13 protein-coding genes and 1 pseudogene are annotated in these 17617 nt (G+C 59.3%); 9 read left to right on the plus strand and 5 right to left on the minus strand.

The annotated features are described in order from the left end of the window. Positions 1 to 30: 30 nt before the first annotated feature. Positions 31 to 651: a TetR/AcrR family transcriptional regulator gene (locus tag A7317_RS13720; RefSeq protein ID WP_024075691.1), complete on the minus strand. Its 621-nt coding sequence runs from the start codon at positions 649 to 651 to the stop codon at positions 31 to 33. Between the two features lie 87 nt (positions 652 to 738). On the opposite strand from A7317_RS13720, the gene A7317_RS13725 reads away from it, so the two are divergent. From A7317_RS13725 to A7317_RS31580, 4 genes and pseudogenes are all read left to right on the plus strand, one after another. Next, positions 739 to 2205 carry an efflux transporter outer membrane subunit gene (locus tag A7317_RS13725; RefSeq protein WP_024075692.1) on the plus strand — a complete coding sequence of 489 codons (1467 nt, stop codon included), beginning with the start codon at positions 739 to 741 and terminating at the stop codon, positions 2203 to 2205. 589 nt (positions 2206 to 2794) lie between these two features. Next, on the plus strand, positions 2795 to 3400 hold the full coding sequence (locus A7317_RS13730; protein ID WP_024075693.1) for a cysteine hydrolase family protein: 606 nt from the start codon (positions 2795 to 2797) through the stop codon (positions 3398 to 3400). A gap of 271 nt (positions 3401 to 3671) precedes the next feature. Next, on the plus strand, positions 3672 to 3824 hold the full coding sequence (locus A7317_RS30645) for a hypothetical protein (protein ID WP_155766405.1): 153 nt from the start codon (positions 3672 to 3674) through the stop codon (positions 3822 to 3824). Beyond that, a pseudogene (locus tag A7317_RS31580) lies at positions 3794 to 3957 on the plus strand (integrase); the annotation flags it as partial. The gene A7317_RS30645 and the pseudogene A7317_RS31580, both read left to right, overlap by 31 nt. Positions 3958 to 4051: 94 nt before the next feature. On the opposite strand, the gene A7317_RS13735 reads toward A7317_RS31580, so the two are convergent. Beyond that, positions 4052 to 6334 (minus strand): heavy metal translocating P-type ATPase, encoded by a 2283-nt coding sequence (locus tag A7317_RS13735; RefSeq protein WP_069076050.1) that lies wholly within the window; start codon positions 6332 to 6334, stop codon positions 4052 to 4054. A gap of 571 nt (positions 6335 to 6905) precedes the next feature. On the opposite strand from A7317_RS13735, the gene A7317_RS13740 reads away from it, so the two are divergent. Together A7317_RS13740 and A7317_RS13745 are read left to right on the plus strand one after the other, a co-directional pair. Further along, positions 6906 to 7553 carry a BON domain-containing protein gene (locus A7317_RS13740; RefSeq protein WP_069076051.1) on the plus strand — a complete coding sequence of 216 codons (648 nt, stop codon included), beginning with the start codon at positions 6906 to 6908 and terminating at the stop codon, positions 7551 to 7553. Between the two features lie 35 nt (positions 7554 to 7588). Continuing rightward, positions 7589 to 8161 carry a phosphoribosyltransferase family protein gene (locus A7317_RS13745; RefSeq protein ID WP_024075698.1) on the plus strand — a complete coding sequence of 191 codons (573 nt, stop codon included), beginning with the start codon at positions 7589 to 7591 and terminating at the stop codon, positions 8159 to 8161. 76 nt (positions 8162 to 8237) lie between these two features. On the opposite strand, the gene ppsA is transcribed toward A7317_RS13745, so the two are convergent. The 3 genes from ppsA to A7317_RS13760 form a co-directional block, all read right to left on the minus strand. After that, positions 8238 to 10682 carry a phosphoenolpyruvate synthase gene (ppsA, locus tag A7317_RS13750; protein WP_069076052.1) on the minus strand — a complete coding sequence of 815 codons (2445 nt, stop codon included), beginning with the start codon at positions 10680 to 10682 and terminating at the stop codon, positions 8238 to 8240. A gap of 267 nt (positions 10683 to 10949) precedes the next feature. Further along, positions 10950 to 13016: a maltose alpha-D-glucosyltransferase gene (gene treS, locus A7317_RS13755; protein ID WP_069076053.1), complete on the minus strand. Its 2067-nt coding sequence runs from the start codon at positions 13014 to 13016 to the stop codon at positions 10950 to 10952. An 85-nt stretch (positions 13017 to 13101) separates the two neighbouring features. After that, positions 13102 to 13869, minus strand: coding sequence for an AraC family transcriptional regulator (locus A7317_RS13760; protein WP_069076054.1), 768 nt, complete (start codon positions 13867 to 13869; stop codon positions 13102 to 13104). A 187-nt stretch (positions 13870 to 14056) separates the two neighbouring features. Between A7317_RS13760 and A7317_RS13765 the strand changes: the two genes are divergently transcribed. Genes A7317_RS13765 through A7317_RS13775 form a run of 3 tightly spaced genes read left to right on the plus strand, consistent with a single transcriptional unit; the run spans position 14057 to position 17611 of the window. Beyond that, positions 14057 to 15682, plus strand: a complete 1626-nt coding sequence (locus A7317_RS13765; protein WP_069076055.1) for an APC family permease — start codon at positions 14057 to 14059, stop codon at positions 15680 to 15682. A gap of 12 nt (positions 15683 to 15694) precedes the next feature. Further along, entirely contained in the window at positions 15695 to 16621 is a 927-nt protein-coding gene (locus A7317_RS13770; RefSeq protein WP_069076056.1) for a 4-hydroxyproline epimerase, read from the plus strand. 42 nt (positions 16622 to 16663) lie between these two features. Then, the gene (locus A7317_RS13775; RefSeq protein WP_024075704.1) at positions 16664 to 17611 is read left to right on the plus strand and encodes a dihydrodipicolinate synthase family protein; all 948 of its coding nucleotides are present in this window, start codon (positions 16664 to 16666) and stop codon (positions 17609 to 17611) included. Positions 17612 to 17617 lie beyond the last annotated feature (6 nt).

A 17617-nucleotide genomic window follows, 5' to 3' on the forward strand; every position in this document is an offset into this window, starting at 1 on the left:
GAGGTGTACAGATCTGCCAGCCAGCGCTTTTTAAGGCATCAGGCTGCGCAGAATAAGGCTGGAAATGAGCCCAGGGGCCTCTTCAACGACGTCAAGGTTGTGCTGCAACAGCAAAGGGTTGATGTAGGGGCGTAGTGCGAGGTGAATCGACTCCACTGTCTCATCCAAAGGCGTCTTGCGCTCAAACTCTCCGAGTTCACGCCCCTCTCGTACAATTTGCAGTACGAAGTGTTTGATTCGCATGTCATAGACCTGCGAGCTGGGCCAGCGCTCCGACGCAGAGAACGCCGCGATGTCATACAGTTTTCGATCATTAAAAAACAGGTCAACCCCTTTGGTTATAAGGCTTTTGACCAATCGTCGAAATCGCTCCGTGGGTGAGATACCCACGGCATTGATAGCTTCCTCCACGGCCGCAATGATTTGCGACAGGCAATTGCTGCAAATGGCTTCACCAATCGCCTGCTTGGAGTCGAAGAACTTGTAGATATACGCCTTGGAAAAACCGATCGCTTTCGCGAGGTCGGAGACTGTTGTCTTGCTGTAACCGTATTGACTGAAATGTTCGTTGGCCGCCGCGACTATCTGGTCTCGGATTTCGTGTTCGGCAGGACCGCGAGTGCTGGAAGAGGAAACGGATAATGGGTTCATGCGATTAGCTTACGCACCCGCAGGGCTGTTGACAACTTATGACCAAATCGTAATATGGTCACAAATCGATCATTTCAAAGGTGTCACATGCACCCTTTCCGTTTTGCCGTTTTGCTAAGTTTCGGTATGGTCACAGGCTGCTCGGTGGGCCCTGACTATTCGGAGCCCAAAGTAGAACTGCCCGCGCATTTTTCAGCGCATCCACCTACAACACGAACAGTTGACTCAACCTCCAGCGATCTTACCGTCTGGTGGAAGGCTTTCAATGACCCCGTTCTCAGCCAGTTAATCAATCGAGCCCTTGAACAGAACCTCGATTTAGCTCAGGCAACCGCCAGGATCGAACAGGCTCACGCGGGCTTGGGAGCAGCTAATGCCGCTCTTTTGCCGTCGGCCACCGTCAGTGGCCAAGCGGCTAGAGCGCGACAATCCTTGGAAACACCGTTGGGCCAAGTGCTGAATTCAGATCCATCCTATAACCGCTACGGTAGTGCTTATGAGGCGAATCTCAATGCTGGCTGGGAACTTGATGTGTTTGGAGGATTACGTCGAGGCAAGGAAGCAGCCGTGGCCGACTACCAGGCGTCCCAAGCAGCAGCAGTTGCCACACGGCTAGCAGTGGTAGCGCAGACTGCTGACCTTTACATCAGCATCCGCGGCCTGCAAGCACGCCTGGAAATTGCCCGAAAGCAAGTAGAGACGCGACAACACCTGCTCGCCACCATCGAACATCTCTACGCCAAAGGACTGGCTGCTGAACTGCAGCTGAATCAGACTCAAGGATCGTTGAACCAAGCGCAAGCAACGGTGCCAGTACTGCAGGCTGGCCTTGATTCGGCAATGAACGCTATGGATGTCATCTTGGGTAAGCCACCGGGTACTTATACTGCGCAGTTGGCTCAATCGACACACATCCCGGATGTACCACAATTCGCCAGCCTGGGCTCTCCAGCGGACCTCCTGCGCCGACGTCCAGATTTGATCGTCGCAGAGCGCCGGCTGGCGGCATCAAACGCTCGCATCGGCGAAGCCATTTCCGAGTACTACCCCAAGTTTTCCGTAGGCGCGCTGATAGGCAGCGCGACGTCGGTCTCCAGCGGAAATCTTTTCTCCAACGATGCCAGTCAGGCATCGGCGGTATTGGGACTACGCTGGAGGCTGTTCGACTTTGGCCGTATTAACGCTCAGATTGACTTGGCCAAGGGGCAAGAAGCTGAAGCGTTAGCCGCCTATCGCCAGTCAGTGCTACGGGCCTCCGAGGATGTCGAAACCGCTTTTTCCGCGCTGATCAACCGCGAGCAGCAGCTTAAACAGCTTGCGCAGGGTGAAATTGCTTTTACAAAAGCCCGAGACAGATCATTCACCGCCTACGAAAAAGGCGTGGTGAGCCTGATCGAAGTACTGGGTGCCGATGAGAACTTGTTAGCCGCATCTGATGGCAGAGCACAAGCCCAAACGGAATCGGCTCGAGCTGCGGTGGCCACATTCAAAGCATTGGGTGGCGGTTGGCAACACGAGTCACAAGACCCGCGATTTCTCTCGAGTGCCCAATAACAGTCGAATACCTCACGAAACGGTTCATCCCACTTTACGGCCTTAACTGGCCGTTTTTTTCTGGAGAAATGAACTCGGGGTCAAATGCAGATGTTCCTGAGGTACTGACGCAGTGGGAAGATGCTCATTCCCCTGCATGTCTGCTGGTGGACGGCAAGCCAGGTGCTCACCCAGAAGAATCAGCCTCGCCATCCATAGACCGGTAAAGAGCGTTCCCTTCTGGGTGAGCGCGGAAAAGATACTCCCGACTGACAATCATTATCAATAATTTCCGATTAGCCGCTGAGTGCGCAGGGGAAGCGGACCGTGGATTTGCAGTAGTCGCTGATGAAGTTACCTCCAGGGGTTCAGACCCAACCCTATCTCCCACTGCCCAGGGCGTGAACCTGCATAACCCTGGGAATCGGAACATCGAGGCCGTGCGATACACGCGGTCCTGAAGACAAAATGCATTAACCAACGTTGTACACTCATCGTGTGTAGCCGGAACCCAAGCGTAAAGCCATGACGCCATTCCCTATGCCCCCTGGTTGATCGGCGGCGCTTTGTGCCGTCCGACGTGGTAAATCCTACTGATCGGAGCATCACCATGAACCCGAGTACAACCGCCCTTGTGTTGATTGAATTCCAGAATGACTTCACCACCCCGGGTGGGGTCTTCCACGACGCCGTCAAAGACGTCATGCATGCCACCGACATGCTTGCCAACACCGCCACTACGGTGCAACAAGCGCGCAAACTCGGCGTGAAGATCATCCACCTGCCCATCCAGTTTGCCGACGGTTATCCAGAGCTGACCCTGCGCTCCTACGGGATTCTCAAAGGCGTGGCAGATGGCAGCGCCTTCCGCGCCGGCAGCTGGGGCGCTGAAATCACCGATGCACTGACCCATGAATCAAGCGACATCGTGGTCGAGGGCAAGCGTGGGCTGGACGGTTTCGCCACCACGGGCCTGGACCTGGTGCTGCGCAACAATGGCATCCAGCATCTGGTGGTGGCGGGTTTTCTCACCAACTGTTGCGTTGAAGGCACCGTCCGGACCGGCTATGAAAAGGGCTATGAGGTGGTGACACTGACCGATTGCACAGCGACCTTCACCGATGAACAACAACACGCCGCCGAGCAATTTACCTTGCCGATGTTTTCGCAAACGCTGAAGCACACACAGTTCCTGGCCGCGTTGAACGCCAAATAACCCAAAAATGCCCAGCGCGAAGGGTTGCCCGTCGTGATGCGGCGGGTAATCCGGCGAGCTTGGCAATCATTGGCAGGCCCGCATCGAACGACGCCGTTGCCGGTTCCTAGTGCAGAGGCGCTGGCCAGTTTCGATTCTTGGTTTGAAATCATAGAGCAGCTGCAGCAACAAATTTCAGAACTCGACGTTCGCTGGAATTAGCGCCTCACTCTTTCGTTCCACCCCTCCCCCTTCAAAGTCAGCCGCTATAGCGGCAAGGACGAGTGTTGCCGTGAGCATCATCGACGACGTAATGACCGACAAGATCACCCTGCACAGCCTGGACTTTGTGCAGGTTCAGCTGGAAGGCGGCCAGCGCCTCCACGTCTGGCACCCTGAGTTGCCCCGCCGCGCATGCGAGGGAGATTTGACGCGGCAAGGATGAAGGCCTGCATGGAAAAATCTGCCTTTCAGATGCGCGACATGCGCGCAAAAGCTGCAACAGACAAGAAGGAATCGACAGGCAGCAGTCGGGATGCACGAGATCAGTTGGGTATACAACTGTCAGCATGACATAGAAATATAACCTATTGTTTTATATGGCATTTAAACCAAAAATATCAGCGACAGGGTATCCGCCAGAGTCGAGAGCCTTGCGCGAGTTACTCACGTCTAGCGCCAATCCAGATTGTGAAACAGTTCGTCCTCCTGATCAAAGTGCAGGCGCACGAGGGTGTCCAGGCGAATCAGCTGATGCTGAATCTCGTCAGCAGGTGCCGTCGCGGGGTCGGAACTGAAGTCGCTGCTCATGCGCGCGAGTAAATGGATAAGGCGAAAGATCTCTCGGTGAGCATGGCTCATCGCTGACATGGGGTCCTCGCCCGGCATGCTCAGCGTCAGCAGCGGGTAGAGTGTGTCTTCGTCGTTGTGTTCGTGCTGCGCCAGTACTGTTTGCAGCTTGTCGACCAGCGCCACCAGGTCGCTCCGTGCTTGCGCAACTGGACGCTGGGCAAAGTCATTGGCCATTTGGTGCAGATCATTCAATACGGCAGTGAGTTGTTGATGCTCATCATGCAGGCGATCGATATGCTCAGCGGTGAGCGTTTGTTTCCTCCTTCCCCACCACGGCCCCAGTGCCCGCAGGGCATTGAGGATGATCACCACGTCTATGCCCTCCTGCACCATGGCGCCGATCAGCGGCTGCAGGTAACCCGAGGCTGCCACGGCCATGGCCAGCAATGACAACCCCATGCCGACCAGCACTCCCTGGCGCGCGATGTAACGGGTGCGCCGGGCGATGTCCAGTGCCTCGACCAGACGATCCAGTCGATCCACCAGCAGCACAACACCAGCGGCTTGTGCAGAAGCGGTGGCGCCGCTGGCTCCGATTGCCACACCGACATCAGCCGCCGCCAGCGCCGGTGCGTCATTGATGCCATCGCCGACCATCAGCGTGCTGGCGTGCTGGCCATCCTGCTGTAGCGCCCGCACTTTATCTTCAGGGGTCAACCCGGCACGCAACTCGTCAATCCCGGCAGACAGCGCAATCATCTCGGCAGTTTCCAGGCGATCCCCGGTGAGCATGACGATCTTTTCGATGCCTCTGTTGCGCAGTCGACGCAGCGTCTGTGGCGTTTCGCGCCGAATGTTGTCCGAGAAAACAAACAGGCCCGCGAGTTTCCCGTCCACGTCGATGAAGCTTCCGCTGCACGCCAGGTGGTCCATGCGGCGCAGCATGGCTACGACCCAGCCGGTTGCCTCGGCGTCTTTGTGCGCAAAAGACAAAGTACCAAAGCGCACCTGCATGCCATCGACGCACCCACAAAGCCCCGCGCCCGGGCTTTCTTCCACGCCCTGCGGGACGCTGAGCGACAACTGCCCCTGATGGGCTGCTTCAACAATTGCCTGGCAGATAGGATGTGTCGAGGCCTGCGCCAGAGACGCGGCCAGGCCAAGCAAGCGTTGCGGATCGTGCAGTCCGTTGACCTCTATCGACTGCAGACGAGCATGGCCGCTGGTCAGAGTACCGGTCTTGTCGAGAAAAACCTGCTTGACCGTGGCCAGTGCTTCCAAGGTCGCGCCATCCTTGATCAGGATCCCGCGTTGCGCTGCCCTTGAAATACCCGAGATAAACGCAATCGGTACCGCCAGAATCAAAGGGCAAGGTGTCGCCACCACCAGAACAGCCAACGCTCGCAAAGGATCGCCGCTCAGTTGCCAGGCCAACCCGGCAATCAACAATGTCAGCGGGATAAAGAACACTGCATAACGGTCAGCCATGCGCACGAAAGGAGCGCGTGAACGGCGCGCTGACTCGGCCATCCGCACGATGCCGGCATAGGTGCTCTGCGCAGCTGTTCGCGTGGAAATCAGCAAGATCGGCGCGCCGACGTTGGAAACACCGCTGTGCAGCAGCTCACCCTCTCGACGGGTGACGGGCAACGACTCACCACTGAGCGCCGATTCGTCCAGAACGGCCGTCGAACTCAGCAAGCGACCATCGACCGGTATCACCTCCCCCAACCGCACCAGCAATGTCTGATTCAGCGTGACCTGCTCGATGGGGATCTTGCGCAGGCTGCCGCCCTCCTGCAACCAGGCAAAGTGTGGCGCGCGGTCGATGAGCGCACGCAACTCACGGTCAGCGCGTTGCTTGGTGAAGTACTCCAGGGCTCGTCCGGTCGCCAGCATCAAGGCGATCACCGCGGACACCAGTGCCTGCCCGAAAAACAGCGCCGAGGTGATGGACAGCAACGCAATCAGGTCCACACCGGCCTCGCGCCGGGCAAGACGCCCCACAATCTCGATGAGCAGCACCGCAACCATCACCAGGCTGCCTGCGGCCCAACACATAGATGCCCAATCAGGCTGCTGCGCGACATGCGCAATGCCCCCGGCCGCCAGCGTCAGTGCCGTGAGCAGCAATAGGAGGGGATCCAGCCACTTAGCGAGCATGGAAGTGAGTTCCTCAAAAAGCGATTTGACCACCTCTGCCGTCACAACAAGGCCGAGCCAGGCCACGAGCAAGCACCTGGTCATGACGTTCCCGCTGTCGGTCCTCGCCTGCAAAGCGCAGCCGTTCGAATAAAATAGCTGGGTTTATCCAGTATTTGCGCTGACATTTATCACATAAACAGCGGGCGATTAACGGCGTGCGCCCCCTGGACCCTTTTTGATTTAGCTCAATATCTGTCGATCGCTCAGGCGTAAAAACAACAACGGATAGAACGAGCAAAGAGTCACTTGTGGCGAGCGTGCTAGCCATAATGCCGTTCAGTTAAGCGTACATCGCCTTCTGTAGGAGCGAGGGGGACGCCTAGTTCTTGCTCGCGAAAAACGTCAACGATAACGCGTGTTTCCTGAGTGAACGCGGCGCCTGTGAGTTCTTCGCGAGCAAGCTCGCTCCTACAAAAAAAGCCTTAACTGAACGGCATTAGGGCTAGCCACAGTTACAGTGTTCGTCATCAACTGACCAGCATCAGGTTGTTGTGCCCCGTGTTTTTTTAATTGAGAAAAGGACACCATCATGAATTACTTAAGTTTGCGAAATACCATTTTGGATGAGCTGGATTTTCAGCCCGATATCGACGCTGCCCACATTGGCGTAAGCGTGGACAACGGTGTCGTCACACTCTCAGGCTACGTGAAAAGCTACGCCCAGAAGATCAGTGCCGAGCGTGCGGTCAAAACTGTCAAAGGCGTACGCGCAGTGGCTGAAGAACTCCAGGTCCGGCTGAACAAAGACGCCGGCACAGAAGATGACGCCATCGCAAAACGCGCCTTGAACATCATCTCGTGGCGATCCGATACACCCGAAGGCGACATCAAGGTGATCGTGCAAAAAGGATGGGTGATCCTTGAAGGCCAGGTGGATTGGCAGTATCAGAAGGAAACCGCCGAGAGTGCCGTGCGCAAACTGTCCGGTGTGGTGGGCATAGACAATCGCCTCACCCTGCGCACGAGAGTCAAGGTCACGGATATTCAGCAGAGCATCGAAGAGGCACTCAAACGCAATGCAGAAGTCGATGCCAAGGGCATACAAATCAAGGTCGTAGGCGGTGTGGTCAAGCTCGAAGGCAAGGTGCATTTCTGGCGCGAACGTCAGATTGCGGAACGGGCCGCCTGGTCGGTGCCAGGTGTCAGTAAGGTGGAGGATTATTTGCTGATCGCCTGAATCAATGCCCCAAGGGTTAGGGAAAGGAGAAGGCAATGACGATCCTACTGGCAACCCAGCGGTTACGCCTGTATGACAGCAATGAGCTTGATAATGTGTTGCAGGCGATGGCGCGTAAGGCCACCCACTTGCTGCCAGCCTCGCACACGGCACTGATTGGCCTCCAACGCCGGGGCGAGCCTTTGGCTCAACGGTTGCGCCAGTGCATTGCGCGTCAGACCGGTCAACCGGAACTCCCTCTTTTCCCCCTTCAGGTCAAGCGTTACACCGATGACCTGCAAGTGCTGCATACCTACACGCAATTGATCGAGAACCCAGGCCTGGGCAACCTGGACGTTGCCAACACGACGTTCCTGGTTGTCGATGACGTGCTGTTTGAAGGTCATTCGCTGCTGCGTACTTGCGCCTATCTGGCACAACTGGGTGCTTGTCGGGTCTACACGGCGGTGCTGGTCGACCGACATGTCTGTCAGCAGCCGATCCGGGCCGACATTGTCGGCGTGCACCTGCAAGTCGCCGCCGATGACGTCGTCGAGTGCAACGTGCCGCCTTTCGAACAGGCGTTTTGCATCGAGGTGGTTCGGCATGGCGCTGCCCATCGGCGCTAGCTAATGGGGGTGTTATCTACGCAGGGTCGAAACCGCGATTACAGCGCTATTGCCGATGGTGCGAAAGCCGCCCTCTTCAACCGTCGGGAATCGCCCGACTGATTTGCAAGCGTTTTTCCGCAGCCAGGACGTGCCGAATCGTGGCGAGCACGGCGTCTGGACTGAGGCTCATCGAGTTGATGCCAATCTCCACTAGATATTCGGCCATCTCGGGATAATCCGACGGAGCCTGTCCACAGATTCCCGAGTGTCGAGTGTTACGCCTGGCGCCTTCTACCGCCAGGCGAATCATCTGTTTTACCCCTGGGTCGCGCTCATCGAAATCGAAAGCGACGACTTCCGAATCACGGTCCACGCCGAGTACCAATTGAGTCAGGTCGTTAGAGCCGATGGAGAAGCCGTCGAACAACTGGGCGAATGCATCGATCTGGATCACGTTGTTGGGTATTTCGCACATGATGTAGATCTCCAGCCCGTTTTCTCCGCGCTGCAGACCATGGCTGGCCATTGCCGCCAATACCTTTTCACCCTCCTTCACGGTGCGACAAAAAGGGATCATCAACTTGATGTTGGTGAGGCCTATGTGTTCACGCGCCCATTTCATGGCCGCGCACTCCAGCGCAAACCCTTCGGCATAGGCAGGATGGCTGTATCGGGACGCCCCCCGAAATCCGAGCATTGGATTATGCTCTTCCGGCTCAAAATACTGCCCGCCCAGCAGGGTTGCATATTCATTGCTTTTGAAGTCGCTCATGCGTACGACGCAAGGCTTTGGATACACCGCCGCGGCAATCGTGGCGACGCCTTCTGCCAAGGTCTTGATAAAAAAATCCGTCGGGTCTTGATAGGCCCTACCCAGCACCGCGATTGTTTCACGGGTGGCGTCATCCAGCTTTTCCGGGTGAGCAAGGGCCATTGGATGGACCTTGATGTATTCATTGATGATGAATTCCATACGCGCCAGGCCGATGCCATCTACCGGCAGGGAGGCGAGGCTGAAGGCCTGGTCGGGGTTAGCCAGGTTCATCATGATCTTGGTCGCGGGGCGTCCCAATTGGCTGAGGTCCGTCTCCTGGACATCGAAATCCAGTTCACCGTCATACACAATCCCGCTTTCGCCTTCAGCGCAACTGATAGTCAGCGACGCTCCGGTGTGGATGACCTCTGCCGCGTTCACTGCCCCCACGATCGCAGGAATACCCAACTCACGCGATACGATGGCGGCATGACAGGTACGTCCGCCCCCGCTTGTCACAACCGCCGCAGCGGTCTTGATGACGGGCTCCCAATCCGGCGTGGTGTTATCCGAAACCAGCACCTCGCCAGGCTTGAACTCGCTGAGCTGTTTGACATCGTTGATCACGCGGGCCTTTCCCGCGCCAATCTTGGTGCCGACCGCCTTGCCCTTCAGCAGCACTGTCGATCGTTGCTTGAGCTGATAAATGCGCAGCACGTTGCTGTTTTCTTGGGAGGCCACCGTTTCAGGACGTGCCTGTACCAAATATAACTGGCCGTCGACGCCATCCTTCGCCCACTCCATATCCATGGGTCTGTAAAAACCGGCTTTGCTCGAGTAGTGGTTTTCAACCTTGATGGCATAGTCGGCCAACTGCATGACGTCCTCGTCAGAGAGGCAGAAACGGGCTTGTTGTTCGGTGGATGTATCGGTATTCACGGTGTATTCCAGCGCAATATTTCCGGTATTGAGGGTCTCGGCAAACACCATCTTCTTTTCTTTGCTGCCCAGACTGCGCTTGAGCACGGCGCGGTAGCCTGCGATGAAGCTGGGTTTGTGCACGTAGAAACTGTCGGGCGCGACCGTGCCCTGTACGACATTCTCCCCAAGCCCCCAGGCAGCGTTGATGAACACGACATCCTTGAAACCCGTTTCCGTATCCAGGGAAAACATTACCCCGCTGGCACCGAGATCGCTGCGCACCATTTTCATGACGACAACGGCGAGACAGACCTTGAAGCAATCAAAGCCGTGGTCATATTTGTAATGGATAGACCGATCGGTAAAGTTCGACGCCAGGCAACGCTTGTAGGCATCAAGCAGCGCCTCTTCACTGGCGATGTTCAGATAGGTGTCGTTCTGCCCGGCGAACGAGGCCAGTGGAGAGTCTTCGGCGGTCGCCGAGGAGCGCACGGCCAGTGAAATGCTGTCACCGTATTCGTGTTTGAGTTGTGCGTAGCTTTGCCGTATTGCCGCCTGCAGGTCTTCCGGCAGCGTACAGTCATATACGATCGCCCTTGCCTTCTGCCCACGGGCTTGTAAATCCTTGATGTCATTGGCATCGAGACCGTCAAGTGCCTCGTGCAGCCGCGCCCAGGCCTTATTGTGCTCAAGGACATACCGATACGCTTGTGAGGTAATGGCGAACCCATTGGGTACCCGTACGCCCTCACCGGTCAGCTGCTGGTACATCTCGCCCAGCGAGGCGTTCTTGCCGCCGACCTGCGCGACATCGTCGAGGCCCAACTCCTTGAACCAACGAATATATGGCTGTGAGTGCGTCACGACGCCTCTCCTCCATTGAGTGAGGTGACCCGCGGCGGCATTTGGGACCGCAGGGCCCATGGCAATGCCGCCGATATATCGCCCAAGCGCCCGGTTTTCACCAGGCCAGCCAACAGGGATGAGGCGATTGAGTGAGTATCTGGAGTTGCGACGTGTAGCCTCTGATCTTTATCAACAAATGCGCACGGCCACTTCAATAGCGCGCGCCAGGCAGTCGTGGGCCACCGACTGGATCCTGAAACAGGCCCACGCCCCCCGGCGCTCCCACTAAAACATCGGCGAGCTGCTGACCACCCGCAACGCCAACCCTTCGTACGCATCCAGCGTAATGGTGAATTCACCCTCAGCGGTCAGGTCGCCCTCCACCCGCTCATTGATGATGTCCACCACCGGCCCCGGTGCAATGTTGGGCAGGTGCAGGGTTTCTGTGATCGGCGTATCGCCGAAGTTCAGCGCGGTGATTTGTATACCTTTGCCGGCCGGCAGTTCGTGGACCATGATCAGCAAGCCAGGGTGCTCGACATCCGGTACCAGGATCTGACGGCTGGCGGCGATGTCGTAGGCGCGGCGCACGGCGAGGATTTTTTGCAGTTGGGAGGCGAACGAGTCGGGGTCCTGCAACTGGCTGTTGAGGCTGCCATACAAGGTTTTCGAGCGGGGCATCTGCCCCGCCGAAAGCTCGGCCTCCGGGTTGAGGTCCACCAGGTCATAGGCACCTCGGTGAATCCAGCGGGTGTCTCCATCCTGCATCAGGTGCGCGACCTCATCGGCCGCGAGTGGCAAGGCCCCCACCAGGTCCCAGCCTGACAGGGCAAACACCCCCGGCTGCATGGCGTTGTACATCACCAGCAGCAGGTGGATCTGGCGAATCTGCGCGATATCGGCCGGCGTGATCGCGTCAAGATCGCGGATGCCCAGCGCCGCCGTGATGATACTGGCGGTGGTGCAGGACACGCCGTTGGTAACGAACTTGAGGTTGTACGGCGCATGCTCACCCGCCAGGCGCTCATACATCTGTTCGCGGATATGCTCGCGCAGGATATTGCCGGGAAAGGTCTGGCCCTGATAAAGAAAGCTGTCATGGGCGTGCAGGGTCCAGAAGTGCACCAGCTCCAGGGTCAGTTCATCATGGTTTTGCAAGGCGTGGATCAGCGAGCCGGGGTCGATGCCAAGGTTGTGCATCTGGCGCAGCATCAGGCGCAAGAACTCGGTGTCCCCCATCAGCAAGGCATGCTGGTAGGCCGGCCGGGTGATGAAGTCGTAGGACAGGTCAGCGCCGCCGTGGGACATGGAGGCGATATCGTCAACGGTGAGGTTCAACTCCTGGAAACTGAACCCGCCGGCCTTGCGAATCGCGCCACCCAGCAACTGGTTGCCGGTGATCGACAGCGGATGGCTCTCCGACCAGGCGGTGCCATCGAGCTTGCGCTCCACACCGAGAAAGCCATTGGCATCCAGGCGCAGGATTTTTGCGCCCATCACATCGATGGAATGCAACGCGTCGCCGATGATCATCTGCTGCGCCGCAAACGTAGGGTCGAGCCAGTTCAGCGAGGGCTGGCCTTCCTTGAAGTAATGCAGGTACACCCAGCGGCGCGGCTTGCCGTCCACCCCGATGACCACCGGCGTGGTGCTCCAGTCGGTTTCCTTCACGCCGGGCTCAAAGAAGATCACCCGCTGCAACTGGCCGACGATGTAGTGCTTGTCACGCAGGGCGTCCACCTGGAGTGGGCTGAGGTTCTGCGCATCACGCCCCGCGGCGACGTCGGGCAGCAATGGCCAGTCTTCCTCGCGGATTTCGACCATGTGGTAGAGCCCTGGGTAATCCTCGTAGGCCATCTCGGCCAGGCGGAAATCTGCGCCCTTGCCGGTGTGCGAGGGGATCACATCGTCGATGATCACCGCATTGTGCGCCGCCGCCATGCGCGTCAACGCCTGCAACTGCGCCTCGGTGCCCAGTTGCGGGTCGATGTCGAAACTGATGCGGTCGAAATTGCCGTCGATGGTCGGCGTGTGCGTGGTCCCGGACAAGCCGCCGGACTTTTTCAACGGACCGTTGTGAATGCCCTGGATGCCGATTTTCGACAATGCATGCCACAACGTCTCATCGCCTAGCGCCTCCAGCACCGTGCCGTCTTCGCGGGTGACAATCGACGCCGGATAGGCGGTGAACCACACCGACGACAAGGCGCACGCGTCACGCGGGCGGGTCTGTGCATACGGCTGTTGCCACAAGCGGCCCTGCCCCGAATAGAGCTTGGCCCGCTGGCGCGCCGCGTGGAGCATGGATTGCTGCACCAGCCAGTGCACATGAGTGTCGTCAGCCGCCGTCATAAGCCCAATACCTGTAGTCGTGAAAAAGTTACTCGTAAGCATAGGAGCCACGACGGGGGCTATTCGTTGCATTGCAGACCCGCAACTACTGCAATTGGCGATACTGCCTGGGCGTAAACCCGGTCGACGCCTTGAACTGGCGGGTGAACGCACTGTGGTCGGTGTAGCCGCAGTGCAGGGCCACCTCGGTGATCGGCATATCGGTGTGCAACAACCGATGGGCATGGTCCAGGCGCACTTTCTGGATCATCTGGCGCGGCGTCAGGTGGAACACGCGCTTGCAGTAGCGCTCCAACTGCGCCACGGAAATGCCGGCGATACGGGTCAATTCACCCAAGGTGACACGACGGTTGAAGTGCGCGCGAATGTGCTCGTCCACGGCGGCCAGGCGTTGGTACGCCGGGTGGGTTTCGCTGGCGGATTGCAGGTCGACCGAGATGCCGGCGAGGCCAATGATCTGGCCTTCATGGTTGTACAACGGCCATTTGTGGGTCAGGCACCAGCCCGGTTCGCGAGTGCCGTAGAGATGCAGTTCAAGCTGGTCCTCCAGCACAACCCCCTGCTCGAGCACGCGTCGATCCTGTTCGGTGTAGCCCGGCCCCAATTGCTCTGGGAACACTTCGGCGCTGGTCTTGCCCAGCAGCGGTTGCAACTGCTTGAGGCCGCAGCGCTGCACCAGGGTGCGGTTGGCAAGCACGTAGCGGGCGTCGATATCCTTGATGAAGATCGCGGCATTGGGGATCACATCGAGCATCGGCAATAGCTGCGCCACACCGGCCAACACCTGCTCGATGCTGTGCGGACGGCTCGCCTCGCTGCCTTGGCACAGGGTCGAAAACGCGCGCTGCAACATGACTTCCGCACCCCATTCGTGAGCCTGAGACCGAGCAGATTGCCCCATGTCCGGCGCGCTGTCGAGCGTGGGAAATTGTGCCGAATTCGTCATGCCTCGGTGCGCAAAACATCAATCGTCGCGCGGTTGATGGGTTCAGGATAGCGCCACTGCATGCCTATCCAATAACTCACAAGAAGGCGCCGCCATGTCTGCTCAAGGCAAGTTCAAGAAACAACTTTCACTGATGGACCTGACCTTTATCGGGTTGGGCGCCATCTTCGGTTCGGGCTGGTTGTTTGCAGCCAGTCATGTCTCCGCGATTGCAGGGCCTGCCGGGATTATTTCCTGGCTGATCGGCGGCTTCGCCGTTCTGCTGCTGGGCATCGTGTACTGCGAACTCGGCGCGGCCCTGCCCCGTGCAGGCGGGGTGGTTCGTTACCCGGTGTACTCCCACGGCCCGCTGCTGGGCTACCTGATGGGCTTTATTACGCTGATCGCGTTTTCCAGCCTGGTGGCGATTGAAGTGGTTGCCTCGCGCCAATACGCGGCAGCCTGGTTTCCCGAGTTGACCAAGGTCGGTTCCAGCGACCCGACGCCCCTCGGCTGGCTGGTGCAATTTGCCCTGCTGTGCCTGTTCTTCATCCTCAACTACCGCAGCGTAAAGACCTTCGCCATCGCCAATAACCTGGTGAGCGTGTTCAAGTTCATCGTGCCACTGCTGGTGATCGGCGTGCTGTTCACCTTCTTCAAGCCAGCGAATTTCCAGATGCACGGGTTTGCGCCGTTCGGCCTGTCGGGCATCGAGATGGCGGTGTCGGCCGGTGGGGTGATCTTTGCGTACCTGGGGCTGACCCCCATCATCTCGGTGGCCAGCGAAGTGAAGAACCCGCAACGCACGATTCCAATCGCGTTGATCCTTTCGGTGCTGCTGTCGACCGCCATCTACGTGCTGCTGCAAACCGCGTTCCTCGGCGGGGTGCCCACACACATGCTCGCCGATGGCTGGGCTGGCATCAGCAAGGAACTGGCGCTGCCGTATCGCGATATCGCCCTGGCGCTGGGCGTGGGATGGCTGGCCTACCTGGTGGTGGCCGACGCGGTGATCTCCCCCAGCGGCTGCGGCAACATCTACATGAACGCCACGCCGCGGGTGGTGTACGGCTGGGCGCAGACCGGCACCTTTTTCAAGATCTTCACCCGGATCGATGAGAAGTCCGGCATCCCACGCCCGGCGCTGTGGCTGACCTTTGGCTTGTCGGTGTTCTGGACCCTGCCGTTTCCGTCCTGGGAAGCGCTGATCAATGTGGTGTCCGCCGCGCTGATCCTCAGCTACGCCGTGGCCCCCGTGACCGTCGCCGCGCTGCGCCGCAATGCGCCGGGCATGGCGCGTCCGTTCCGGGTCAAGGGCATGGCGGTGCTCGGTCCGCTGTCTTTTATCATCGCCGCGCTGATCGTGTACTGGTCGGGCTGGAGCACCGTGTCGTGGCTGCTCGGCCTGCAAATCCTGATGTTTGCGGTGTACCTGCTGTGCGCCCGCTGGGTGCCGACCGCGCATGTGAGCCTCAAGCAACAGGTGCGCTCGTCAGCCTGGCTGATCGGCTTTTACGCAGTGACGATCCTGCTGTCCAAACTCGGCAGCTTTGGCGGCCTGGGCGTAATCAGCCACCCGTTCGACACCGTCGTCGTCGCCGTCAGCGCCCTGGGCATCTATTACTGGGGGGCAGCCACCGGCGTGCCAGCCCACCTGGTGCGCCTGGAGCACGACGCCGATGAGAGCGAAACCGTCGACGATCCCCACGGCAGCGCCACGCCGTCCCCGGCTTATCCCTGAATGGAGCGCGTTATGAAACGACTGCATGTCATCGACTCCCACACCGGCGGTGAACCCACGCGCCTGGTGATGAGCGGTTTCCCGGCACTGGCTGGCGCCACCATCGCCGAGCAACTCAAGCACCTGCGCACCGAGCATGATCAATGGCGCCGCGCCTGCCTGCTGGAACCGCGTGGCAACGACGTACTGGTTGGCGCGCTGTACTGCGAGCCCGTCACGCCGGGCGCCACCTGCGGGGTGATCTTCTTCAACAACGCCGGCTACCTGGGCATGTGCGGCCACGGCACCATCGGCCTGGTCGCCTCGCTTCATCACCTGGGGCGCATCGCACCGGGTGTCCACACCATTGACACCCCCGTCGGCCCGGTGGCGGCCACGCTGCATGAAGACGGCGCCGTGACCCTGCGCAACGTGCCCGCCTACCGCTATCGCCAGCAGGTGCCGGTGGAGGTCCCCGGGCATGGGGTGGTGTATGGCGATATTGCCTGGGGCGGCAACTGGTTCTTCCTGGTGTCGGACCATGGCCAGTCGCTGGAGATGGCCCACGTGGAAGCGCTCACTGACTACACCTGGACGATGCTCAAGGCCCTCGAAGCCCAAGGCATCCACGGTGAACACGGCGCGCTGATCGACCATATCGAACTGTTCGCCGACGACGCCCACGCCGACAGCCGCAACTTCGTGATGTGCCCCGGCAAAGCCTACGACCGCTCCCCTTGCGGCACCGGCACCAGCGCCAAACTCGCGTGCCTGGCCGCCGACGGCAAGCTGCGCCCCGGCGAACCCTGGGTACAAGCCAGCATTACCGGCAGCCAATTCGAAGGCCACTTCGAATGGGACGGCGAGCGCGTGCGCCCGTTCATCACCGGCCGCGCCTACATGACCGCCGACAGCACCCTGCTGATCGACGAACAGGACCCTTTCGCCTGGGGCATCTGAGCCTGGGCCCCTTTTTACTGAACGCTGCAAGGAGCTAGAACCATGAGCGACAACATCTTCACCGGCTGCATTCCCGCCCTGATGACCCCGTGCACCGCCGCGCGCCAGCCGGACTTCGACGCCCTGGTGGCCAAGGGGCGTGAACTGATCGATATCGGCATGAGCGCAGTGGTGTACTGCGGCTCCATGGGTGACTGGCCGCTGCTCTCTGAAGCCCAACGCCAGGAAGGCGTGGCGCGCCTGGTGGCTGCGGGCGTGCCGACGATCGTCGGTACCGGCGCGGTCAACAGCCGTGAAGCGGTATCCCACGCGGCGCATGCGGCCAAGGTCGGCGCCCATGGCTTGATGGTGATTCCCCGCGTACTGTCCCGTGGCGCCTCGGCCACCGCGCAAAAAGCCCACTTCGCCGCGATCCTCAACGCCGCGCCCACCTTGCCGGCGGTGATCTACAACAGCCCGTACTACGGCTTCGCCACCCGCGCCGACTTGTTCTTCGAGCTGCGCCGCCAACACCCGAACCTGATCGGCTTCAAGGAATTCGGCGGTGGCGCAGACCTGCGCTACGCGGCCGAAAACATCACCTCCCAGGACGACAACGTCACCCTGATGGTCGGTGTCGACACCCAGGTGGTGCACGGCTTCGTCAACTGCAACGCCACCGGCGCCATCACCGGTATCGGCAACGCCCTGCCACGGGAAGTGCTGCAACTGGTGGCCCTGAGCAAGCAGGCCGCCAAGGGCGATGCCAAGGCCCGTCGCCTGGCCCGTGAGCTGGAGAGCGCGCTGGCGGTGCTGTCGTCGTTCGACGAAGGCTGCGACCTGGTGCTGTACTACAAGCACCTGATGGTACTCAACGGCGACCAGGGCTACGCCTTGCACTTCAACGAAACCGATGCACTCAGCGATGCCCAGCGGCACTATGCCGAGAACCAGTACGCGCTGTTCCGCCAGTGGTACGCCAACTGGTCGGCTGAACAGAACCTCGCATAACCCCCG

It is taken from the genome of Pseudomonas fluorescens (assembly GCF_001708445.1).
GTDB lineage: Bacteria > Pseudomonadota > Gammaproteobacteria > Pseudomonadales > Pseudomonadaceae > Aquipseudomonas > Aquipseudomonas gorinensis.